At 32.8% G+C, this 24,066-nt stretch carries 14 protein-coding genes; 6 read left to right on the top strand and 8 right to left on the bottom strand.

Features of this window, described 5'->3' with window-relative positions:
• Window positions 1-90: 90 nt before the first annotated feature.
• Genes DZ60_RS0120035 through DZ60_RS24525 form a run of 4 tightly spaced genes read right to left on the bottom strand, consistent with a single transcriptional unit; the run spans window position 91 to window position 9,647 of the window.
• Window positions 91-765 (bottom strand): hypothetical protein, encoded by a 675-nt coding sequence (locus DZ60_RS0120035; RefSeq protein ID WP_025743806.1) that lies wholly within the window; start codon window positions 763-765, stop codon window positions 91-93.
• A complete protein-coding gene (locus DZ60_RS0120040; RefSeq protein WP_152537483.1) occupies window positions 755-4,474 on the bottom strand; it encodes a DUF6443 domain-containing protein in 3,720 nt (1,239 codons plus the stop codon). The genes DZ60_RS0120035 and DZ60_RS0120040 overlap by 11 nt, the downstream gene beginning before the upstream one ends.
• A 13-nt stretch (window positions 4,475-4,487) precedes the next feature.
• Window positions 4,488-8,102 carry an RHS repeat domain-containing protein gene (locus tag DZ60_RS0120045; protein ID WP_025743808.1) on the bottom strand — a complete coding sequence of 1,205 codons (3,615 nt, stop codon included), beginning with the start codon at window positions 8,100-8,102 and terminating at the stop codon, window positions 4,488-4,490.
• Window positions 8,103-8,108: 6 nt separating this feature from the next.
• Window positions 8,109-9,647 (bottom strand): hypothetical protein, encoded by a 1,539-nt coding sequence (locus tag DZ60_RS24525; protein ID WP_025743809.1) that lies wholly within the window; start codon window positions 9,645-9,647, stop codon window positions 8,109-8,111.
• Window positions 9,648-10,057: 410 nt separating this feature from the next.
• On the opposite strand from DZ60_RS24525, the gene DZ60_RS0120055 reads away from it, so the two are divergent.
• The 3 genes from DZ60_RS0120055 (at window position 10,058) to DZ60_RS0120065 (ending at window position 15,275) form a co-directional block, all read left to right on the top strand.
• Complete coding sequence (locus DZ60_RS0120055) at window positions 10,058-10,672, top strand: RNA polymerase sigma factor (protein ID WP_025743810.1); 615 nt, start codon at window positions 10,058-10,060, stop codon at window positions 10,670-10,672.
• Window positions 10,665-11,420, top strand: a complete 756-nt coding sequence (locus tag DZ60_RS0120060; RefSeq protein ID WP_025743811.1) for a hypothetical protein — start codon at window positions 10,665-10,667, stop codon at window positions 11,418-11,420. The genes DZ60_RS0120055 and DZ60_RS0120060 overlap by 8 nt, the downstream gene beginning before the upstream one ends.
• 729 nt (window positions 11,421-12,149) lie before the next feature.
• Entirely contained in the window at window positions 12,150-15,275 is a 3,126-nt protein-coding gene (locus tag DZ60_RS0120065; RefSeq protein WP_161634446.1) for a CHAT domain-containing protein, read from the top strand.
• Window positions 15,276-15,548: 273 nt separating this feature from the next.
• Here DZ60_RS0120065 and DZ60_RS0120070 read toward each other — a convergent pair whose 3' ends face one another.
• Together DZ60_RS0120070 and uvrA are read right to left on the bottom strand one after the other, a co-directional pair.
• Window positions 15,549-16,112: a hypothetical protein gene (locus DZ60_RS0120070; protein WP_025743813.1), complete on the bottom strand. Its 564-nt coding sequence runs from the start codon at window positions 16,110-16,112 to the stop codon at window positions 15,549-15,551.
• Between the two features lie 180 nt (window positions 16,113-16,292).
• Window positions 16,293-19,073, bottom strand: coding sequence for an excinuclease ABC subunit UvrA (gene uvrA, locus DZ60_RS0120075; protein WP_025743814.1), 2,781 nt, complete (start codon window positions 19,071-19,073; stop codon window positions 16,293-16,295).
• Between the two features lie 233 nt (window positions 19,074-19,306).
• On the opposite strand from uvrA, the gene DZ60_RS0120080 reads away from it, so the two are divergent.
• A complete protein-coding gene (locus tag DZ60_RS0120080; RefSeq protein ID WP_025743815.1) occupies window positions 19,307-19,891 on the top strand; it encodes an RNA polymerase sigma factor in 585 nt (194 codons plus the stop codon).
• Between the two features lie 253 nt (window positions 19,892-20,144).
• Here the strand turns inward: DZ60_RS0120080 and DZ60_RS0120085 are convergent, their stop codons facing one another.
• Complete coding sequence (locus tag DZ60_RS0120085) at window positions 20,145-20,813, bottom strand: endonuclease III domain-containing protein (protein WP_025743816.1); 669 nt, start codon at window positions 20,811-20,813, stop codon at window positions 20,145-20,147.
• 130 nt (window positions 20,814-20,943) lie between these two features.
• Between DZ60_RS0120085 and bcp the strand changes: the two genes are divergently transcribed.
• Window positions 20,944-21,393, top strand: a complete 450-nt coding sequence (gene bcp / locus DZ60_RS0120090; RefSeq protein ID WP_025743817.1) for a thioredoxin-dependent thiol peroxidase — start codon at window positions 20,944-20,946, stop codon at window positions 21,391-21,393.
• A 62-nt stretch (window positions 21,394-21,455) separates the two neighbouring features.
• Here bcp and DZ60_RS0120095 read toward each other — a convergent pair whose 3' ends face one another.
• The gene (locus tag DZ60_RS0120095) at window positions 21,456-22,910 is read right to left on the bottom strand and encodes a hypothetical protein (protein ID WP_025743818.1); all 1,455 of its coding nucleotides are present in this window, start codon (window positions 22,908-22,910) and stop codon (window positions 21,456-21,458) included.
• A 343-nt stretch (window positions 22,911-23,253) separates the two neighbouring features.
• Here DZ60_RS0120095 and DZ60_RS0120100 point away from each other — a divergent pair, with 343 nt between their 5' ends.
• Entirely contained in the window at window positions 23,254-24,015 is a 762-nt protein-coding gene (locus DZ60_RS0120100) for an MBL fold metallo-hydrolase (protein WP_025743819.1), read from the top strand.
• Window positions 24,016-24,066: the final 51 nt, after the last annotated feature.

The following is a 24,066-nucleotide window of genomic DNA, read 5'->3' on the forward strand; positions in this document are numbered from 1 at the left end:
CTTGTAACGATTATTCAGGACGTCACACTTATAAAAGTTTGATTTATAAAATCGAGTTTGCCTTTATAACTATGAAGGTAATGAATTAAATTATGGGAATTCAAAACCAAATTCAATCTTATTAATAATATTATCATCTCCAAAAAAATACTTTGCAGAGTACATAGGCATATTATATTCTTTTAGAAAAGGATTCATGAGATCATCTAAAATAAACGATAATGATTTGTTATCTGCTTTAAGTTTTAAGTTTCTTGATATATATTTATTCTCTACCACTTCTTTACTTAATCCAAGCATAAAATTATTATTGGTTCTAAACGTAGTGTCCAAAATGTTAAATACATTATTTGCTTTGGGAATGTACTGATCTATTTGTTCAAGAATAAAATAACTCACATGATTTTTAGTATTACCAGGATAGAACAATAAAGTAAGTTTTTGTGTATTATCGGCATTAACAATAATTAATTCTGGAAACCCACTTTTACCATTTTCAATAAAAATGGGTTTTTTAATTACTTTTATAAGACTTTCACCATCCAAAAGACTTATTTTATTTATTGAAGTCTCAATAGTAAGATTCTTTTTTTGATCATCCTTAGATGGACGATTAATTTTAGAATCTATACTCTTTATGAATGTTGTATCTTTTGTATTGATTATACTTAAATCGTCAAAACCATTTTTTTCTTTATTTTCTATTTTGCAAGAGAAAAAAATAGCTGTAATATATATCAATAAAAATTTAATTTTAGTATCCATTATTATTCGGATTGTTTGTAATGTTAACGTTTACATTGATACTTGTATTAGTACTTAAATAATTATTCATTCTAGTTCTGAAACTTATCAAACCTGTTGCTCCACAAGTCAATCCTATGCACCCTTGAGTACCTAAATAGTTTCCTCCATCGGGATGAAACCTTAACTCCGTGCGACCAGTGGTAAATGTTGGATTGATATCAAAAGTATACCCAACTCCGTTATTTGAATAAGCACCTGTTCGGTTATCTCTCAAATTGTTTGAGGTATAATTACCATTTTCCAATGAACCATTCCCCCAAGGACCAGATACAGCCGACCAAGTTTCATCTGTTAGCTCTTTTCCATTTTCGTATGTAGAGGTCATCTCTAATGTCCCTGAAGCCCATTCTTTGTTTGCATTATCTGGAAAAGTTTCCATAGAACCTTCAAAACTTAAGGACTTACTCGATAAGGCTGAAAATTCTTTTACCGGAAGTTTATTGCTGTCAACAGAGAAAAAAGTAGCTCCTTCGGTTCCCGCACTATTAGCACCTTGAATTGCTCCTTCGGCAACAGTTCCTTCTTTTGGTGTCATTATAAAACCAGTAATTCCTTCTGTTACATTACCTTTGGTACTTATTGCACCGCGTGTTATTTTATAATCATAACCCGCCCATTGATAATTAGCAATTTGATCCGAATTTGGTCCTACTTTATTTCCATCAGCATTAACAGGTTGCCATTCCAGACCTTCCAGTTCATTACCATCAATAACTCTGTTTTCGGCAAAATTGTAAACTCCATTATATCTGTAATCTTCTGCCAGAGGGTCGATACTTATAAACCTGCCTGTTGTCGGGTCACTAAAACGATATTTCCATTCGTGCCAATTTAAACCAAGATCTTCTGTAAATTCTTGTCCTTGATAAGTCTGGTAGTTATGTTCCCTTTCAGTAATGGTGTTATTATACCCTTTATGCTCAAGTCCAAATGGATAATAGTTTTTTTCTTCACGTATTTCAGAGATCGCCACCGATCCATCATCGTTATCATCGGCATAGCTTAGCCTAATATTACCCAGATGGTCTTTGTATTGATAAATATACGTAAATGTTCCATCATTTTCTGGTTCTATATAGCCTTCAGAGTGATTTATAAATATTAACTCATCATCATTGGTATTGTATGTATAATTACCCGCGTACCCAATGGTCATTTCATCTCCAGCATCATATGAAAGTTTTTTTAGCTTTGTTCCATTAGCGTCATAGACATATTGTATAAACCTACCGTCATCGGGCCCATCAACAAAGTTTATGGTAGTCGGTAAATTTAAATGGTTATAGGTAATTCCTGTGATCCCTTTATTACGATCTATGATCATGTTGCCGTTATCGTCATATCGGTAGTCATTGCTTCCCGAATTTCCATCGTTAAACCCGTAAGAATCATTACCGTTATCGGTTACGCTTAATAGCTTATTACCGTTATCATAACTATACATCAGGTTATCCATCGTACCAAAGGCTGTGGCATTGCTATTGGTTTGTCCTTTTCTCAGCAAGCTGCTGATGTTACCATTTTTATCGTAGGCAATACTTTGTAAACTATATCGCTTATCGGCAGTGTTATCCAGTCCGGCGGTGATACGATTTAAGGCATCATATTGATATCCATAGGCCCTTTTGGTATTGTCATTGGCTGTTTTCCATATAGTCTCACTAATATTACCATTATATAGGGCATCTGCACCGAGGTTCTCTGAAGTGGTATTATAATGAATCCCAAAAGCAAATAAATCATCTCCCAAAGCTATTGTTGGATCATTAATTTGGGTCAACCACCCTCGTACATTATAACTGTAATCGATCTGTTGTAAGCCTCCTCCAATTTCTTTAGAAGCTAATTTCCCTAATTCATCATAAATATTGGACACAATAACTTCGGATGCCTGAGAATTGATGGTTTGGGTTTGGTCTAGTAACCTTCTCATATGATCATAGGTAAATATATCTTGAGTGGTAATTGTTGTTCCACTTTTGGTATGCATTGACCTTGTTTTTAATACTTTTCCGGAAAAATCTAATTTGTTCAACACCCAATCTTCAGTATCCAAATATGTATTCTTTACATGGGATTCCCAAGCTCTACCTTTATCGTCGTAGTAGGTCGCAGTTGTAATCCACTGATCAGTATTCAAAACTCTTACCTGTGATACTGTAGGTAATCCTTTGACATTAGCTGTAACCGTCATTCCTTCCCATGTACCTGATCCATTTGCTGGATTAAACGTAACGAGATTACCTACTTCATAATCATCATAATAATTAATCGTATGCCAATTTTGTATTAAAGGAGGAAAGGATTGATTGTTATAGTAAAATGGCATTCCATCAATTGTCGCTGGAGTAGACTGTCTAAGCTCATATTGCTTGCCCCCAGCATAATTATTTGCATATTCTTGCATTTCAGATCTAGTCTTATTTGTATTGTCTGTATACATCCCCGTATAAGCCACTCTTCCAAAAGCATCATATTTAGTAAATAACCACTCTTTAGGATCTTTGGCTCCTTGGTTGGCATCTTGGGTCATTATAGGCTGATCGAGTTTGTTATATATTACATATTCCCACCCTTTTCCAGGAATTTTCTTTTCGACCAATCGATTTCTATAATCATATACATATTGATAACATAATTCAGAAAGTTCTAAAGAACTCACACCATCATCAGTAATTACCTTAGGAGGAATAACGTAGGTCAAATTCCTAAAACCATCATATACATAATACGTATCATGAGCTATATTTTGATCATATGTTCGTTTTAGGATTACTTGTCCTGATTTGTTTTTGTACTCTTTGGTAGTATTATTTTCATTATCCATTGATATCCAGTTTTCATCTTTGGTAATTGTAATAAACAATTGATTTTCAGGATAAAAATTATCTTTGACTAATGTTGGCTTTTCCGTATCATCATTTGTAAATACTACTTTAAAATAAGTTACCTCATTATCTGTATTGGTTGACAATTGAAACTTTAAAGTATGATCGGATTCATTAGTTATATTGGCCTTCCAATCTTTTCCCGGAGCACCTTGTTCTAGTATACGATTAAGGGGAGAAGCTTCAAAAATACGCTCTGAGTATGCATTTATTTCGCCTATTGCCATCCCAGAGAAATCATCTGGATACTTATTTTGATAATATGTATTTATGTCTGAATTTACATTTACTGTATTAAAACTTCCTAATGTTCCTGTTTGTCTTTCAAAAGGCAAATACGTCTTAGCTTGTCTTCCATACTCATCATAACCAATATGAGTTACGATATCTTTTTTTTGTGGAGACGCTTTGATCCTAATTTGTTGTTTCGCCCTTCCTAAGCCATCAAAATAGGTAATGCTTTCGGTTACATCACTATTATTGATAATACCTGTAGCTGAACTCATGGCTCGTTGATAGGTTCGGGTAAAGATATAGTTCTCATCTGTACTAAAACTAGGCTCCAAATATGCGTCTTCTGTAATACGTGCTCTAAAAGAGGATCCTTCGAGAATACTAGTGTTAGGTAAGAATTGAATTCTTTGTGTAGCAGTAATATTTCTATCCGCTTCCGGACTAGTCTCGGTAATGGTTTTATCCTGGATAATAACTTCTCTTTGGGTCTGCGAGGTGAGTACTGTACTTACTAATACAGCAATTCCTAAAAATATTTGTTTCATTTTCATTACAGTATTAGTTGTTTTTATAATGGTATTGGTTTTCTGATATGATATTTCCATCCTGGTCCTTCACAAACTGTAATCGATTAAAACCATCATATTCATAATATAGCGTATAGCCTCTGGGATCTGTGGTACTGGTCGCACCAATTAGCGGGTCGTAAGTATATGTGGAGACCATAGCTATAGGAAATGCAGTTCTTAAACTTTCCAAAGCTATTCTTAAGGCATCCTCTGAAGGAAGATCAATATCGTTATCTGCGTTGACCTTGACAGTTTCTATTGCAGACAGTTGTGCTGTGCTAAGATTTTCATAGCTCACATTTTCTAACTTAGCAATAGGTAAGGTATTGTTATAGCCCCAAACATACATTGTAGAGGAACCGTTAGTCCTTAAAACTTCTAGTATATTGCCATAATCGTCATATTCTTTATAGGCTAAACGTTCTTCTAAATTAGCATTTGCTTTACTGGTTTCTTCAGATAATGGTAGTGTCGTATTATTTTGTGTCCTAAAATTTGTACGATTTGCAGCGGTCAGCACTCCATCAATATAAGTTTCTTGCTGAATAGGTTGTCCTACTCTGAATTCTTCACCATCGTACTTAAGACGTTCTATTGCGTTGTACTCCGCGCTTTGTAAAGCTCCCCCTTGTAATGATGTGGTACTTGTAATATCATCTGGGTAATAGGTTTTAGTTTCTATGATCTCACCTACACTGTTGGTGGTAGCACTTCCTGTTTGTAAGTTTGGAAAAATAGAATTATCGTAAGCATATGTTGTTGTATTGGTAAAAGGACTTCCACCATTAGTATCATAACTCGTTGCAGTTTGCTCTTTTAGTAGGTTTGAGCGAGAGAACAACTGATACTTATTGATAACGTATGCTACGTTAAAATTTGGCCATTGAAGGCTCAAAGAATAATCAACTAATTCTGTCCAGGGAAAGTAATCACCACTAATCACTAAGCCTATGTTAACTGCATCCACACTATCATGGGTTGTTAATTCATAAGTGTTCGTTACTTCTTGTATAATATCACCTGCCTGATTATAATCGATTTTTGATAATAATTTTCCACGTAGTAATTCTTCATTCACTAATGGTACCGGCGCGATTACGTACGCTAATTCACCTCCAACACGGGAAGAAGGATAACTGTGTAAAACATCCATGTCCAATGAATTTCTTACAAAGGAGAAATTATATTCAGTTTTTCCAACTTCGCCTAATCCTCTCAACTTAATCACTTTGTCATAACCTGTATAACTAGACTGGGTTGTTGCTAACGCAATACTGGAGTCTGAAGAATACTTTTTACCACTGTAGTATTCATAATGTTGTGGGAAACTACCCTGGTTATGGGGTGAATACATCACCGTTTGATAATAATAAAAGTTGAAACCAGAAAAACGATAGGGTAGTGATACTAAGTTGCCCGTGGTATCATCGTTTTCGTATTTGTAAAGATATTTAGTGGTGTCGATATTCCCAGCCAAATCATTAGTTATGATTTCCTTTACTCGTAGTCCTCCTGCTAGTATATAGTTTTCATTACTAAACTCTGTTTGAGATAAAACATCAAAATTAACTCTCCAATCGTCTGGGCCATGATAATTAGAATTATAAGTTCCGTGTGTGCCAGCATCTCCTATCCAATTAATAACTATTCTATATTGACCAGACCCTAAAGCTATCTCATTATTACCAGAATCGTTAAAGTTATATTCGCGATTACTAAAATTAGGCCATGTATTGGTACTTTCATCATACTTCTGAATAAATGTCTCCCAATAAGGTTCCTCTTGTGAGCTATCATATTGATCATAATTATTATAGTTATTATAATTAAAACTTATAAGTTGGTTATCTCCAAGACCGGAAGATGCAAAATCATCTAAAGTAAAATAGGATGCATAGTACGGGTGTCCGTTATTAGAAAAATAGTCACTTGCATTGCCCTGGTCAAAGTCATATTGCGTGGTTTCATAATCATAATATATGGGGTCATAATAGCCCTCATAGTATAATCTTGCATTCACATCTTTCTTTGCGCGGTTATTTTCATATATATATTCGGCATAACCACCAGTAGGGTAGGTGATTTTTGTCAAAACACCGTCTTTTGAATGGTCTTGATTAATCATGCGGTCCGCTTCTCCTATCTCTTGAAGTCCTTGCATGAATAATTTGAGGTCTCTTGGTAGTAAGTTTTTGTTACCATGCGCATTGTTATGAAACCCCCAAAAGTCTTGAGCTGATGAAAAACGATGTGGTAATCTATCAGGGTTACTATACTCAAAATCATATTGTTTGTATTCGTTATAAAGAATGGCGTTATTTACTTTATCTACACCATATTCTTTTAAACTGGATAGGAATAATCGATACGTTCTGTCATTTATGCCACTGTAAAAGTTATAAAGGTCTTCATTTCCGCTACCACTATTAGTACTTTGAATCATATCGTGATTTAAGCCAAAACTTTTAACAATTTTATGATCCGAATAGATATTTATTTGTTGAAGTCTATGAGAACCACTCAAGTCCAAACGCTCAACAGGATCCTTAATAAACTCGATCCTTCCGTTACTAAAGTTGATTTGATTTAGTACATATTCTTCGGAATATTGTTCGCTAAGTGTGTGTTCATAGCTCACTTCTGTTCCGTAAGGTTTTCTTGCTAAAACTACCGACGATGACAATCTTTGTTTTAACCTTCCAAGATTATACTCTTCATAGTCAAAGGAGATACTTTTATCACTGATAGGATCATAAATTTCCTTGAGATACCAAGTGGCTACATATTCATGGTTATTATTTACAGAAATAGATGTTTCATCTGCTGAACCACCATAAATCCCCGTAGTCCAAACGTCCAAAACATCATTTGGGCCTCCTTTAATTTGCTTTGTGGAAGAAGTTCTAGCTTTATTCTCACCAAAATAGTATTGAAGGCCATCTGGTGTAGTGATTTTAAAATATTCAAAATCAATCCATTCAACTTTTAATGGGCTCGTTTCTTCAAATACCGCTTGCTGAGTTTCTTGGTCAAAGAAAAATTTGCCGGAATATCCTCCAAAGCTAAATGTAAATAGGTCGGGTTCAAAGTCAACCTCATGAGCACTGTCATTATGAAATAAAGACTGAAGAAAATTACTTGCTTGCAATGAATTATCTGAACCAGGGTTACTATGATTTATATCTATATTTAAGAAGTCAGCAACTGTTTCAGTAGTTCTTAAATAACCATGAATAGGGATTTCATCTGGGGCACTTCTTTTTTGTCTATGTATCATTCCTCCAACATTTAATGTCCATCCCATTCCTACTCTAGAGGCTATCTCTTCTACTTTAACCCCTTGAGCGTGATAGCTTAAATTAATCGAATGATTAATTCTATGTTGATTAATCTCATATATTGGGATTTGTATTTTAGGAATTCCAGTAAACTCATTTACTGGAGTTTCAACATATTTTCCTAATGAGGCTACCTCTGGTGAGGGCGGTATAATTTGAGGGAGCTTTGGTTCGGAATTTTCCTCCTCATTATCTTGGGCAATGCCAAAAAACGCCCCCAAATTACAAAGCATAAGAAGTAGCCAAATATTCTTTATGATATTCATATTTTTCTATTTTTTGTTTTGTAATAAAGTCTCTATTGTTAGTAATCTCTCTTGGAGCCTCTTGTTTTGTTCTGTTAATGTTTGAAGTTTGTTGTCATTTTTTTGTAGAGATTGTATTTTCTTCTCTTGTGATATAGTATATAGTGTGAGTTCTTCAATTTTTTCAAGAAGTTTCGCATTTATCTCACCCAAAGAAATTCCGTTTGCTTCGACTTCTGCAGCCGATGGGATATTGATGAGGTGTCCATTTTTTTCTATGTGTTGTTCAACTTGCTTTAGTGTTGGCAATACGTAATCATCATTAAATACATAATCCGCCCAACCCGTTTCTACTACAATTTCTTTGGCACGAATATTTCCATTTACGGCAAGTTGATATCCATTTATATTCGTTGTACCTATACCTACACTACCACTGGCAAATAAATTATCTTCTATCATTGCTGGGCCATTTTTGACAACAAGGCGATATCCTTCATCAGCCAAATAACCACCATACTCTCCGATAACAATTCTTGACTCTGGTAACGGCATGTGGATATATGCATAATCATCACCGCTGGCAACCTTAAAAAAGTGTTTGTTGTTATGGTTATCAAGATCAATCCAGGTATCCGTATTATTAGAGACTAAATCATGTCGTAATACTCCTGATCGATCTGTTATTGCAAAGGCAGTGTACCCAGAACCGGTATCAGTTGGAGCAACTACGAATTCAAAAGTTCTTCTGTCAGTCTCATATTCACGACCTATAGAAACAGGTATCCAACCGTTATCGCTACTTGAATCAAAGAGACCGTAATTTGCTCTTAATTTTCCATTAACTTCTAAGTCTCCGTTATCATGATACACTAAATTCTTACTCCAATCCCATGCACCATCATTTTTTGGAGCAATAAATAAACGACTAGAGGTATCGGTCCAGTGTTGTGTGTGAAAGATGAAATCTTTATGTGGTCCACCAATAACCATATTTCCATTTTGGATATCTAATTCACCGTCAGGATTTGTGGTGCCAATTCCTATTTTACCTGAGGTAATTAGGTTTCCACTAAAATCCGCACCACCAGTAACTGCAAAAGAGGCATAGTCCGGAATGATTTTAGTATTTATACCAACTTTATCGGTTGCAAAGTCCCCAAATATGAGAGGTGTTGGATTTGCAGTGTTTTCGATATATAGTTTATTACTACCCGTTTCAGAATATCCAGCAGAATTCCCGATAAATACATTCCCACTTCCCGTTTGGTTTTGTAGTCCGGCATATGCCCCTAAACTTGTATTAGCATAACCTGTAGAATTAGAGGCTCCTGCCAAATATCCAAAAAAAGCATTAGTGCCCCCTGTTGTATTTAATTGACCAGTACCAAAACCTGTAAAGGTATTGTAGCTTGCCGTTGTTGTTTTTCCAGATTTATACCCAAAAAAGCTATTTCCAGATCCTTGAGTGCCAGATTCTGTGCCATAATTAGTTGTGTTCTGTGCAGATAGCATGAGCCCAAATAATAAAAGAGTTCCTAAAATAAGCGTACGTGTCTTTTTCATGTTTATATGATTGTTATTAATGAATTGGCTCAAAAACTATTTTCTTTTTTTGAGCGTATAATTCAATAATGATGTATTAAAAAAACATAACAACCATTTTAGAAAGAATCATGTATTTATTTTTCTCAAGTAGAAATAATATTTCTAAAAGATCATATAGGTTCTTAGTTCTGAACCTATTGATCTTATGATATATTTAAAAAATAAGAAGGATTACAATAGTTAAGTATATGCACAGTTATAATAATAATTAAAGATGCAGTATATTGCGAATATACTTACTTTCAAAAAAAGTGAATTTTGAGACTCATAAGAAATGTAGGAGTTGTATAATTTATTTTCTTTTATGGTATTTTCGAGATTGTTTTATTTAATATTAAAAATAACATCATTTTTCTACTTCTAAGCCTGTGGATGTAAACAATGTACACTATATTGTAGTATGTGCTCAAAAAGGAAATGAACAACCTTTCACTACTTTTTTGGATGACACTTATCAAAAATTAAAGCCAAGATTACTTTCTCTAACAAAATCTGAAGAAGATACAAAGGAAGTTTTTATCATATCAATGCAAAAATTTTGGGAACGTTTTGTTATTAATCAAGAACCTTTGCCTCATAATAGTGTAGGATATATCTATATGATGTGTAAAAATGCATGGTTAATGCAAAAAAGAAAGGAATCCAGTGGTAGGATAACCAAAGAAGGTTTTGCTGAATATCAGAGTAAGACAGATGCTGTCTATTTATCTGAACAAGAAGATTTAGAGGCATTAGAAAATGAGAAAACATTAAAGCATACGGCATTAATGATGGCTCTTGATACGATGACTACAAAGTGTAAGTTGTTAATAGAGAATGAATTTGATACAGAGCAAAAACTAAAGGATTTACAGGAAGAGCTAGGATATCAAAATTACCAGGCTTTGGTACAAGCTAAATATAATTGTAAAAAAAGATTGATTAAAAAAGTGTATGAAGTATTAGAATGGTTAGAGAACCAACAAACTAAAGGATATGAATAGCATGGAGAAAGATGACATACTTATAGAACGGTATTTTAACCTAGACCTTTCTGATGCCGAATTAACAGCTCTAGAAAAAAGACTGGATACCGATACTATTTTTAAAGAAAAAGTTAAAAAATACGAAGCAAGTATAACGGTTGTAAATAATGTATATCAATCTGATTCTGAAAAAGAACGTGTCAAAAATTGGCGAGAAACGATAGATGTAGATACGGACAAAAGGTCGGTAAAAATGTTACCAAATTGGAAGTGGATTGCAGGAATGGCAGCAAGTTTAGTTATCCTGTTTTTTGGTTGGAAATACATAAATACTCAAAAGCAAAACCAAAATTTGATAGCCATTACAGAAAGATCCTGGAACAAAGATATTGGTCTTGGATACTACACTACAAGGAGTGCGGATACTGATGAGAAGAGTAAAGAAAACTTAGTAAAAGCATATAGAAAATATAAAAGCAAAGAGTTTAGTGCATCACTAGCCTTGTTAAAGGACTATGATGAGTCTTCCGATTTATATGAAGATGCAGTTTTATTAAGAGCCCTGTCTACACATAAATTGGGTGATGCTCAAAGTGCGCTAGAAATGTTAGCCCCTCTTACCAAAAAATCAACAAAAAAAATAGCCAAAGTAGCAAGATGGTATCAAGGACTAATATATCTAGATATAAATGATATACAATCAGCTAAGAAAAACTTAATACTGCCCAATCGAGATAACAAAAATATTAGGTTGAGAGAAGAGTAGAATTGTTTTCTTTTATTGGGATACTAGATTTTATCGTTGTTTTCCTTGTAGAGAGAAAGAAAACTATTATCGTATTGATATGATGATGATTAATGGTAATATCAATAAAAGTTTCTTATAACAGGTCTTTCAATTGCTGGGTTGGTATTTTTGTTAAAGACTGAGAAGCCTAATTTTAAGAGGAGGTATCAATATTGTTTTGAGTACTTTTGTTACTTGCGATAATGAAAGTCTATTAATGTAATGTTTTGCTTTAGAGCCATTTGCTTTAGAACCACATCATATTATTGAATATGAAATATGAAATAAGGAATAGTTTTTTCTAGTTCTTGTGCTATCAAAAGTTTGAATTCAATATATGAAGTGATTGTTGTAGATCAATCAGTTTGCTCTTCTGCTACAAAATATTATTCAAGTAAATTCAAAACTAAATTGTTATGACCAGACATAATCTTTTATAAATTTTTAGTCTTACTGTGAATTATATTATGCTAATATTTCTTGTTTTAATATCATTGTTCTTTTTTAGAAAAAGTTTCGTTACTTGTTTGCTTGATAAGGAATTAAATCTATCTAAATTTCGATTAAAGAATTATGCATACTAAGATTATGACAACAAGAATATGTTTCTGTTTACTTCTACTATTTCTTATAGATACAATTTGTTTTTCCCAAGCTGTAAAAGATACAACTAAGGTCTCCCAATTATATAAAAAAGCAGATTCCCTTTTGATCGAAGATAATTATGGTGAATCTGTACTTCTTTTTAAAAAAGCAGCTCTAATGTATCAAAATGTACATGCCTGGGAGCATTTGGCAAAATGTTATAATAAGATCTCTGAAAATTATTGGCAAAGTGGTAATTATACTAAATCATTATCCTATGTAAAAAAAGTTTTAACTATAAGTGACACATATTTGACCAAAAATAATGAGCAAGAAGCATATGCTTATGATAATAAAGGAGTCTGTTATCAAAAAACTGCAAATTATTCAGATGCTTTATTTTATTTTCAAAAAGGATTAAGTGTAAAGAAAGAATTGTTTGAGAATAATCATTCTCTTATTTCTGAATCTTATACTAATATAGCTACAGTTTATTATCATACAGCAAAGTATCAGGAAGCATTACAAAATTACGAAAAGGCATTGGCCATTAATATAGAAGTTTTGGGTCCCGATCATAAAAAAACAGGCGGTAATTATAATAATGTTGCAATTATATATGATGAATTGGGTGAATTTGATAAAGCTCTAGAATATTACAAAAAAGACTTATTAATTACCATCAAAAATAATGGGATAGGACACTTGTATGTAGGGTATAGTTATCTTAATATGGGGGTGAGTTATTATAATTTAAAGCAGTATGATAAAGCTTTAATGAATTATGAAAAAGCTTTGCCCATCTTTATTGAGAAAGATTTTAAATTTGGTTTGATCGCTCTTTACGGAAATATAGGCGTCATTTTTGCGAATACTGGGAAATTTAATAAAGCCTTAGAGTATTATAAGAATGTATTAACAATGCAGTTGAATGAATATGAAGAAAATCATCCAAGTATTGCAGGGACATATCAAAATATGGGTATAGTTCATAGAGGTTTGGGGGATTTTGAAAAAGAATTAGAATATTACAATAAATCTTTAAATATCTATAAGAAAATATATGGAGAATATCATTTGAATATAGCCAAATTGTATGAAAATATAGGAATTCATTTGAGTACTAAAAAACATGAGGAAGCCCTAGAGTATTTTAAAAAAGCCATAAAAGTTTATGAACATATATTTGATAAAGAAAGTCATAAAATTTCGGGAGTATATTCTCATATTGCTGATGTATATTTTGATTTGAAAAAATATGATGATGCACTAAAGTACTATCAAAAGGGAGAGGATATTTTGAAAAAAAAATATGAAAATGATCACCCTATTGTAGGCGATTTATATTTTAAAAAGGCTAAAGTTTACTCAAAAAAAAGAATGTATGATAATGCAATTGTTTTTTATGATAAGGCAACGAAAGTAAATGTAAAACAGGTTAATAGTGTTGATAATATGGTTGAAATTCAACACTTTAATTCACAATTAGCCCTAGCTGTTTTAAAATATAAAGCCTCGTTACTAAAAGCTATGTATTTAAGTACCCTTAATCAAGAATATCTTAAGGAGAGTATTGCTTTGTCTCATAAAGCAGATGCAATGCTTCAAAACTTTCGTCAATCTTTTAGAAATTATGAGGATAAAGTAAGCTTATCAAAACATGCAAAGGATATCTATATAAATGCAGTTGATGCTCAAATACTATTGTTTAATAAAACAAAAAGGAAAAAGGAGCTTGAAGAAGCTTTTTATTTTGCAGAAAAAAGTAAGTCAAGTATTTTAAAAGGGGTACTTGCAGAAACAAATATTAAGAGTTTTTCAGGATTATCAGAAGAATTATTGGAGCTAGAAACAGATTTGAAATCAAAACGGGCATTTTATCAATCACAAATAGTATCTGAACAATCCAAAGATTCAGTATCGATTACTAAAATACGAGATATAGAAAATGAGTTGTTTATAGTGAATTTTAAACAAGATTCTATTCTTAGAGTTCTAGAAAAACAACATTCAGAGTACTATGAACTCAAGTATAAAAAAGGTGTTACTAAGGTTGCAGAAATTCAAAACAAACTTGATGATGATACCACATTATTAGAGTTTTTTACATCAGACACTATTTCCTATGTTTTTGCTATTTCTAGGGATGATTTTGTTGTAAAAGAACTGTTGGTATCAGAATTAGTAGAGAACATAAAACAATTTAGAGAAGCTGTTATATCACAGAATACAGCACTTTATATTACCCCTGCTGTTACTCTATATAATCAACTTATTAATCCTATAGAAGAACAACTCAAAGGAAACAAACTTATTATTATTCCTGATGGGCCATTATGGCATCTTAATTTTGAGCTTTTACTTACAAAAAAAACTACAAATGAAGATTTAAGGGGTTTACCTTATCTCTTAAATGAATACGCAATTTCTTATGGTAATTCTGCTAACTTACTTTTTAATTCATCTTACCAGAATCATGACCTCTCAACAATACGAGATGAGTGTCTAGCATTTTCATTTTCTGATATTTCAAAAACAGAAACTTCATCTATAGTAAGTATGAAACGTCTTCGGGATACGGGAGAGGATCTTCCTGGCACGCGCACAGAAATTAAGGCAATATCTGAGATTGTTAATGGGAAGTATTATTATGGCAAATCGGCCATAGAGGCTAATTTTAAGAAAAATGCTGGTCAATTTAGTATTTTACATTTGGCGTTACACGGAGAAGTAGATCATAAAGACCCGCAGAATTCACGATTGTATTTCACAAAAACGAATGATACTATAGAAGATAATTTATTATATAGTCATGAACTTTTTGCTCTTACCATTCCAGCAGAATTGGCTGTTTTAAGTGCATGTAATACAGGCTCAGGGGTTATTGCTAACGGAGAAGGAGTTATGAGTTTAGGTACAGCTTTTCAATATGCCGGAACCAAAAGTTTAATATTAAGTGGATGGGAAGTTACAGATCGTAGTGCTCCAAAACTTCTTGAAGGTTTTTATAAGAATCTAGCTAATGGTATGGATAAAAGTATAGCTTTACAACAAGCCAAACTTGATTTTATTCGTACTTCGGATTTTGATCAGATCGAACCATTTTATTGGGGAACTTTTTATTTAGTGGGTGATACAACCCCTATTATAATGGATACACCATTTAAAATCAATTGGTTTTTTGTTTGTATTCTTTTGTTTTTAGTACTATTATTTTTGTTTATAAGGATAAAAGGAAAACAAATCTAAACTCCTTTATATAGAAAGTAGGTTTTTATCAATGTAGCGAGAGTATTCGTAAAATATTTTTGTTGTATCGCTTTTTATTCTGTACCGTCTACATCGAGTATAGATATTTTTTCTAATACAGTATGTTTTTGTAATAATGGCAGCATTAATTTAAAATGATATTTAATTTTATTCTGTGGAGTATAGGGAATAAAAAAATCCCGCTACCTGAAGCATAAGGTAACGGGATTCTAACACTAACCAACATTTATCGATAAATTATAAAGAATAATTTTAATGTCTTCTTCTGTAATTCGTAGGTTCATTTTCTATACGTCTGTCCATTTTGTGATTCACTAAAGAAGTATAGTGAATATCACCTTCTGTATATCTTATTTCTCTATGTTTATTATAATATATGAATAGACCTCCTACTCGGTGTGCTAACCCTTTTCTGTTATATCGTACAATGACGCTACCGACTCTTCGAACTCTATTGTATCGGTCATAACTAATATAATTGGTTCCTACTCTCTTGATTCTACCATAGTAATCATATTGAATGAACCTATTGTTATTTGATCTTACATGGGCATATGTTCCTGGCGTAGATCTATAATTTTGATAAGAATAATATCCATGTTTTGATCTGTTTTTCTTGCTTTTGATTTTGTAATCAATAGCTCCTTCTGGAGATATAAAAAATTTGATACCACCTTCTATAAAAACAATGGGATGCATATTTTGATTACGTTTTGTAACCCTATCATGATGGTGGTTTAATTTCTGATACTCATTTGCTCTTACTGTTGTTCCTAGAACTAGTATTGCAGTAATAAAAAGTAATTGTTTTCTCATAACCTTAATGTTTGGGTTTACGCCTACTCATCAGCTTTTCGGCTTCCGCTATTTGATAGATAGTAAACCAAATGACGTGCCAAAAAACATTAGATTATGATTATTTTTTGTATTTATTTGTTTTTCAGTAAGATAAAAATAGTTCTGTTGATTCAGTATCCAGAAGGTTTGATCCCTTAATTATAGTTTTTCCTTAAGATATTGTCCTGTATATGATTTCTTTATTTTTGCGACTTCTTCAGGAGTTCCTTCTGCAATAATATTCCCTCCATTTTTACCTCCTTCTAATCCCAAATCAATTATATGATCAGCGCATTTAACAAGGTCTAGGTTATGCTCAATAACTAAAATAGAGTGCCCTTTGTCAATTAGTTCATTAAAAGAAGCGAGTAATTTCTGAATATCATGAAAATGAAGACCTGTAGTCGGTTCATCAAATATAAATAAGGCTTTGTCTTTTGTATTCCCTTTTACCAAAAAAGAAGCTAGTTTAATTCGTTGTGCTTCTCCACCGGATAGGGTAGAAGAGCTCTGACCTAATTGCACATATCCTAACCCAACATCTTGTAAAGGTTTAAGTTTTTTGTGAATTTTGGTTTGATTATGTGAAGAAAAAAAGTCAATCGCGTTGTCTATGGTCATGGCCAAAATATCATGAATGTTTTTATCATGAAACGTTACTTCGAGAACATCTTTTTTAAATCGTTTTCCAGTACAAGTTTCGCATTCTAAATGAACATCAGCCATAAATTGCATTTCAATTGTAACTTCTCCTTCTCCTTTACAGGTTTCACATCTTCCTCCGTCTACATTAAAAGAGAAATGTTTTGCTTTATAATTACGGATATTAGATAATTTTTGTGCAGCAAATAGACTTCGTATATCATCGTAGGCTTTGATATAGGTGACGGGATTTGATCTTGACGATCTTCCGATGGGGTTTTGGTCAATAAATTCTACATGTTTAATATTACTGTAATTGCCTTTGAGTTCTGTGAATTGACCTGCTTTTTCTCCGTACCCTCCCAATTCTTTTAGGACCGCGGGGTACACGATTTTTTTAACCAGTGTACTTTTTCCGCTACCAGAAACACCAGTAATTGCAGTAAAGATTCCTAATGGAATTTTTAGGTCAATATTTTTAAGATTATTTTCTCGGGCTCCTATGATGTCTAGAAAATATTTTGAGGTTTTTCTTTTTTTCGGGACTTCAATATTTAGTGACTTATTAAGGTATTTGGCGGTTAACGATTTTGCTTTAAGGATTTCATCAAATGTTCCTTTTGCAACTAATTCTCCTCCAAATGTTCCTGCTTCTGGTCCGATATCAATAATTTCATCTGCAGCTTTCATAATATCCTCATCATGTTCTACAACAATTACGGTATTGCCCAGATCTCTAAGGGATAGTAATACTTTAATAAGTTTTTCGGTATCTTTTGGGTGTAGTCCAATACTAGGTTCATCAAGAATATACATAGACCCTACAAGACTACTTCCCAAAGAGGTGGCTAGGTTAATACGTTGGGATTCTCCTCCCGACAATGTATTAGATTTGCGATTGAGCGTTAGATAATCCAGCCCCACATTTTGTAAAAAAGATAATCTACTATTAATTTCTTTAAGAAGACGTTTTGCAATGATCGCATCATGTTCTTCTAGATGCAGGTTTTTGAAGAAGTCAACCAATTCATTAAGGGGTTTTTCTACTAATTCTGTTAAAGTAGTCCCATTTATTTTTACATAAGAAGCGTCTTTTCTTAAACGTTTTCCTTTACAGGTAGTACATTTTGTTTTTCCGCGATAGCGCGATAACATTACACGGTTCTGAATTTTGTATGCTTTGGATTCTAATTCTTCAAAAAAGCTATCAATACCTTCAAAATATTCATTTCCTGACCATAGTAATTCTTTGTCTGAGTCTGATAATTCGAAATAGGGTTTATGAATCGGGAAATCAAATTTGTAAGCACTGTTGACAAGTTGATCTTTATACCAACTCATACTCTCACCACGCCAAGGAAAAATAGCACCTTCATAAACACTTAATGCTGTATTAGGAATAACTAAATCTTGATCTATCCCAATAACATCACCATACCCTTCGCACTCAGGGCAGGCTCCATATGGGTTATTAAAGCTAAATAAATGGGTATTGGGTTCTAAGAACGTCATACCATCTAACTCAAAAGTATTACTAAACTGCCTATGTTTGTTATCAGCTAAAGTTTCTATATGGCACACACCTTTGCCTTCAAAAAAAGCAGAATCTACGGCATCCGCCAATCGGTTATAAAAATCTTCTTCATTTTTTTTAACAATACGATCTACAACAAGAAAGATGTCGTCTTTTTCTGAGACAGAGGCTTCTTCTATTCTGTATACTGTACTATTAACTTTAATTCTTGCATACCCTTGCTGCTGCAATACCTTCAGTTTACCCTCAAGTGTTCTTCCCTCTTCTACATATATAGGGGCTAATAATAATAATTTGGTTCCTTCTTCAAAGGATTTGATGTACGTAATAACATCGGTAACCGTGTCTTTTTTTACTCTTTGTCCCGAAACAGGGGAGTAGGTTCTACCAATTCTCGCAAAAAGTAGCTTTAGGTAATCATAAATTTCGGTGGTAGTACCCACTGTAGATCGTGGATTCGTAGAATTTACTTTTTGTTCTATCGCAATCGCGGGAGCAATCCCCTTAATATAATCTACTTTTGGCTTATTAAGCCGTCCCAAAAACTGTCGAGCATATGAAGAAAGACTTTCTACATATCTTCTTTGTCCCTCGGCATATAGCGTATCAAAAGCCAAACTTGATTTTCCTGATCCTGATAATCCCGTAATTACAACAAGTTTGTTTCTAGGGATTATAACGTCTAAATCTTTCAGGTTGTGAAGTTTAGCGCCTTTAATAATTATGTTATTTTTTGGATCTAAGGATGAAATGTCTGCAATCATAGTAAATACGCGGTAAGACGACAAATATAGGGATTACAAATAAGTATAATTATTTATTCAGATCGAAAGTTTAGTTAAAATAATTAACAAAAATTGCTTGTTATTCAATGATTGTTACTATATTAGCACCTTCAAACAATAATTTTAAAACAGAACTGCCTATAGCATATCTTTACTTTTAAGTTTAACACAGCCCGAGCCCCAAGCTTGTTGGTACTAAATAAAGTCAAGGTATGAAGAATTACACTCAGCCAGATGCAGTTCTGGTTAACAACTACATTAATGGTGACGAATCAGCTCTTTCTATTCTAATCGAGCGTCACAAACAACGTATTTATAGTTTTGTTTACTCCAAAGTTTTTGATAGAGATGTTTCTGAAGATATTTTTCAGGATACTTTTATTAAAGTAATCCGTACATTAAAAAATGGAAAGTATAATGAAGAAGGAAAGTTTCTTCCTTGGGTTATGCGTATTGCTCATAATTTGGTAATTGACCATTTTAGAAAAGGGAATCGTATGCCAAAATTCGAGGACAATGGAGAATTTAGTATTTTTTCTGTTATCAGTGACGGAGATTTAAACGCAGAAAGAAAATTGATTAAAGATCAAGTAGAAGAGGATTTACGTAACCTTATCGAAGAATTGCCAGAAGATCAAAAAGAAGTTTTGGTAATGCGTATGTATAGAGATATGAGTTTCAAGGAGATATCTGATAAAACAGGTGTTAGTATTAATACTGCTTTAGGAAGAATGCGCTATGCTTTAATCAACCTTAGAAAAGTTATAGAGAAGAATAACATAGTTTTAACAAATTAATAACAGCATATTTTTATAATAAAGTAGTTTTATTGCCGTTATAATTTTAAATAACCCTTAGTTTAAGATTATATAATATGGAAAAATTCTACTTTGCTTCTTCCAATAGAGAAGAAAAACAATCAGGGCCTAGCTCAAGAACGATTAACTTTCTTTTGAGTTACTCTAAATCGTTAAATGTTATGGAGTGTAATAACTTCAAATTTGAGACGATTCTTAATTAAATAACGACATCTAGAAAAACAAAAAAGACCTATTTTTTAATAGGTCTTTTTGTTTTTTTATAATCATCAATTACTGTTTTTCTACCGATGGTCTTGGTTATAATATCTTTATCAAGATCCCATCCTCTAGCTGGTGAGTATTCTCTGCCATACCATATAATTTGTAAATGCAGATCATTCCAGAGTTCTTTAGGGAATATTCGTTTTGCATCTTTTTCGGTTTGTGTAACATTCTTTCCATTAGTAAAACCCCACCGATACATTAGACGATGGATATGAGTGTCTACAGGAAATGCAGGAACTCCAAAAGCTTGAGACATAACAACACTAGCTGTTTTATGTCCGACAGCAGGAAACTCTTCTAATGCTTCAAAGCTTTGGGGTACAGTACCATTGTGTTTCTCTATGATCATTTTAGAAAGTCCGTGTATCCCTTTTGCTTTCATAGGACTCAAACCTACAGGCTTAATAATTTCTCTTATTTCATCAACCGATAATTTTACCATATCATATGGATTATCTGCTTTTTCAAATAGAAGAGGGGTGATTTGGTTAACACGTACATCCGTACTTTGCGCACTCATAAGAACAGCTATCAATAGTGTGTAAGGGTCTTTATGATCTAAAGGTATTGGTATTGTGGGATATAATTCCTGAAGTGTTTTGATAGTGAAATCTATTTTTTCTTGTTTTGTCATTATATCCAATTTTGAGCTAAAATATTAAATAATACTAATTCTCAATTAAATTTTTGATAAAACAGAAATATACTTCTAATTTTTGTTCTACTTTTACATTATAAGTTTAAACAAGAAATAATTAAATATAATGAATATACTAAGTGTTGGGGATAAGGCTCCAGATTTTTCGGCAATTGATCAGGATGGGAACACTATTACTTTAGATCAATATAAAGGAAAGAAACTTGTGGTTTTTTTCTATCCTAAGGCTAGTACTCCTGGGTGCACCGCAGAAGCATGTAATCTGAGGGATAATTATGAAACTTTTCAATCTCAAGGGTATGCAATTCTTGGTGTAAGTGCGGATAGTACAAAAAGACAACAAAATTTTAAAAATAAATATGAATTACCTTATCCATTGTTGGCAGATGAAGATAAAAAAGTGATCGAGGCATTTGGAGTATGGGGTCCCAAGAAGTTTATGGGTAAAGAGTATGACGGGATTCATCGTACAACATTTGTTATTGATGAAGATGGAGTGATATCTGAGGTTATTTCAAAGGTTAAAACCAAAGATCATGCAGCTCAAATTCTTTAATAGAAGTGATAAAAAAAGCTATCAGTATAATCTACTGATAGCTTTTTTATAAAAGATGTATTTTACTTTGATTTTGCAGGCTGTTTGAGGCCATACCCAAAGAAATTATTTTCTTTTATCATTTCGGGAATGAGTTCTGGTAATTGATTTTCCCAACCATCATCTCCGTCTTGAATTTTCTGGAGGACTTCTCTAGAGAATATATCCATAATTGTAGGATCATAATCCTTAATATCCTGAAGTTTACCGTTGTATTTGAAGAATTTATAGAGTTCCTTCATTCTAGGGTGAACTTTTAATGTGTCGCTGGTTGTAATTTCACCAGTAGTATGATTTTTTAGAGGATACAGATATACTTTTAGGTCTTTAAAGAAAAGTTTCCCGAATGCTTCTAGAATACCTCCACTCAAATGACGATAATACTTTTCATCAAATACATCGATAAGGTTGTTAATTCCCATTGCCATGGCCATACGTTCCTTAGTATAATTAGAGAAATATTCTACAACTCGGTAGTACTCCTTATAGTTAGAAATCATAACGGTTTGACCAAGGGAGCATAATAACCTTGCCCTAGCCATAAAATCGGCTTCATCAATTTCTCCTTCTGCTCTTAAGTTAGATAATGTAATTTCAAAAATTACCACAGTTTTATTCTTATTTACTTTGTTTTCACTCAAAAACATATTGAGTGATTTTTTGTAAATATCCATATTCACTTTGGTAACAGGTCTAAAGCTACCTCTAAGTGCTAATATATTTTTCTTGTATAATATTGCAGCTGGTAATATATTATTACCATCAGGGCCAAACATTACAGCATCTGTCATACCGTTCTTAACTAATTGAAGACTCATTAGTCGGTTGTCGACTTTGGTAAACCTTGGTCCTGAGAAGTTAATAGTATCTATTTCTATTTGATCTTTATCCAAATGGTCATATAGATATCGTAAAAGTTTTTTTGGATTATCATATTTATAATATGCCCCATATATAAGGTTGACTCCTAATACACCCAAGGTCATTTGTTGTAATTTGGCATCATTTTCATGAAATCGAATATGAAGCGAAATCTCATTATACTCTTCATTTGGTACTGTTTGGTAACGAATACCGACCCACCCATGTCCTTTATATTTTTTGGCAAAATCAATAGTTGCCACAGTATTAGCATAACTAAAGAATAGCTTATTAGGATGCTTTTCACGAATTATTCGTTCCTCTATCAAACGAACTTCATGTTTAAGCATTTTTTTTAGTCTAGCCTCAGTAACGTACCTTTTGTCATCTTCTATACCATAAATAGCGTCACTAAAATCTTTATCATAAGCACTCATTGCCTTTGCAATTGTACCAGAAGCTCCACCCGCTCTAAAAAAATTTCTAACAGTTTCCTGACCGGCACCAATTTCTGCAAAAGTACCATAGATGTTTTGGTTTAGATTAATGCGAAGAGCTTTACTCTTTATCGAAGGGACTGACTCAAATTCTTTATCCCCCATTATAGTAATAGGCATAGTGTACAGTGCTTTTTTGTTCAACGTAAAGGTAGTAATACCACTAGTATTAAAAAAGTTTGTGTATATATTTTTGACATCGATTATACGAGATAAACGAGCTGTTAATTTTAATTGTGAACCTAATTTATTTTTTTATTACATTATTAATTATACACTTAAAACTTTTACAATTGTGTATAAAATGATTAAAAAAAAAGAGTTTATAAGAATAGGTTTGTTTAAATTCGATTGTTATCATTTTTGATACAATCTAAGTCATTTAGAATATTTCGTTAATTGTTAAGAATATTTACTTTTATCGAGTACAATAAAAATACATTTGTTATAGTTTAGCCCAGATATGGAAGTAATTTTTCTTGGTACCGGAACATCACAAGGGATTCCTATTATAGGGAGTACCCATCCTGTCTGTTTAAGCAATGACTCAAGAGATAAAAGACTCCGTGTCTCTGTTTTAATCTCATGGGGAGAATATCAATACGTAATAGATTGTGGGCCAGATTTTAGACAACAAATGTTAGCTAATAATGTGTCAAGAATTGATGGTATTGTTTTTACGCATGAACATGCTGATCACACCATGGGGTTAGATGATATACGACCTTTTTTCTTTCGACAAGGTGATATACCTATATATGCCCACAAAAGAGTGTTGGGGTCTCTAAGGTTGAGATTTGATTATATTTTTGCTTCAGAAAATAAGTATCCTGGGGCCCCCAGTGTTATAGAGAATGAGCTTACCAACACACCTTTCTTGTTAGGAGACCTAGATATTATCCCAATTAATACGTTTCATAATCGGTTACAAGTATTTGGATTTCGATTTAAAGATTTTGCATATCTAACTGATGTGAAAACAGTTGAGGAGAGTGAAAGAATAAAGTTGAAAGGGGTTAAGGTGTTGGTAGTTAATGCACTGCGAATAGAAGCTCATCATTCACATTTTAACTTAGAAGAGGCTCTCGAATTTATTGAGGAAATTAAACCAGAAAGAGCATATCTCACCCACATAAGTCATTTATTAGGATTTCATGACCAAGTAGAAAAAATATTGCCAGAAAATGTATTTTTGGCTTATGATAATTTAAAAATAACGATCTAAACATATGAAGAGTAAGATTTTTTTATATCTATTCATTTTTACACTATTATT

It is taken from the genome of Aquimarina pacifica (assembly GCF_000520955.1).
Classification (GTDB): domain Bacteria; phylum Bacteroidota; class Bacteroidia; order Flavobacteriales; family Flavobacteriaceae; genus Aquimarina; species Aquimarina pacifica.

What these genes read in the sequence shown, in the direction of transcription:
- DZ60_RS24525 (WP_025743809.1), bottom strand. Translation starts at nt 9,647, where the DNA reads ATGAAAAAGACACGTACGCTTATTTTAGGAACTCTTTTATTATTTGGG.
- DZ60_RS0120045 (WP_025743808.1), bottom strand. Translation starts at nt 8,102, where the DNA reads ATGAATATCATAAAGAATATTTGGCTACTTCTTATGCTTTGTAATTTG.
- uvrA (WP_025743814.1), bottom strand. Translation starts at nt 19,073, where the DNA reads ATGATTGCAGACATTTCATCCTTAGATCCAAAAAATAACATAATTATT.
- DZ60_RS0120070 (WP_025743813.1), bottom strand. Translation starts at nt 16,112, where the DNA reads ATGAGAAAACAATTACTTTTTATTACTGCAATACTAGTTCTAGGAACA.
- DZ60_RS0120100 (WP_025743819.1), top strand. Translation starts at nt 23,254, where the DNA reads ATGGAAGTAATTTTTCTTGGTACCGGAACATCACAAGGGATTCCTATT.
- DZ60_RS0120060 (WP_025743811.1), top strand. Translation starts at nt 10,665, where the DNA reads ATGAATAGCATGGAGAAAGATGACATACTTATAGAACGGTATTTTAAC.
- DZ60_RS0120085 (WP_025743816.1), bottom strand. Translation starts at nt 20,813, where the DNA reads ATGACAAAACAAGAAAAAATAGATTTCACTATCAAAACACTTCAGGAA.
- DZ60_RS0120095 (WP_025743818.1), bottom strand. Translation starts at nt 22,910, where the DNA reads ATGCCTATTACTATAATGGGGGATAAAGAATTTGAGTCAGTCCCTTCG.
- DZ60_RS0120040 (WP_152537483.1), bottom strand. Translation starts at nt 4,474, where the DNA reads ATGAAACAAATATTTTTAGGAATTGCTGTATTAGTAAGTACAGTACTC.
- DZ60_RS0120080 (WP_025743815.1), top strand. Translation starts at nt 19,307, where the DNA reads ATGAAGAATTACACTCAGCCAGATGCAGTTCTGGTTAACAACTACATT.
- DZ60_RS0120035 (WP_025743806.1), bottom strand. Translation starts at nt 765, where the DNA reads ATGGATACTAAAATTAAATTTTTATTGATATATATTACAGCTATTTTT.
- bcp (WP_025743817.1), top strand. Translation starts at nt 20,944, where the DNA reads ATGAATATACTAAGTGTTGGGGATAAGGCTCCAGATTTTTCGGCAATT.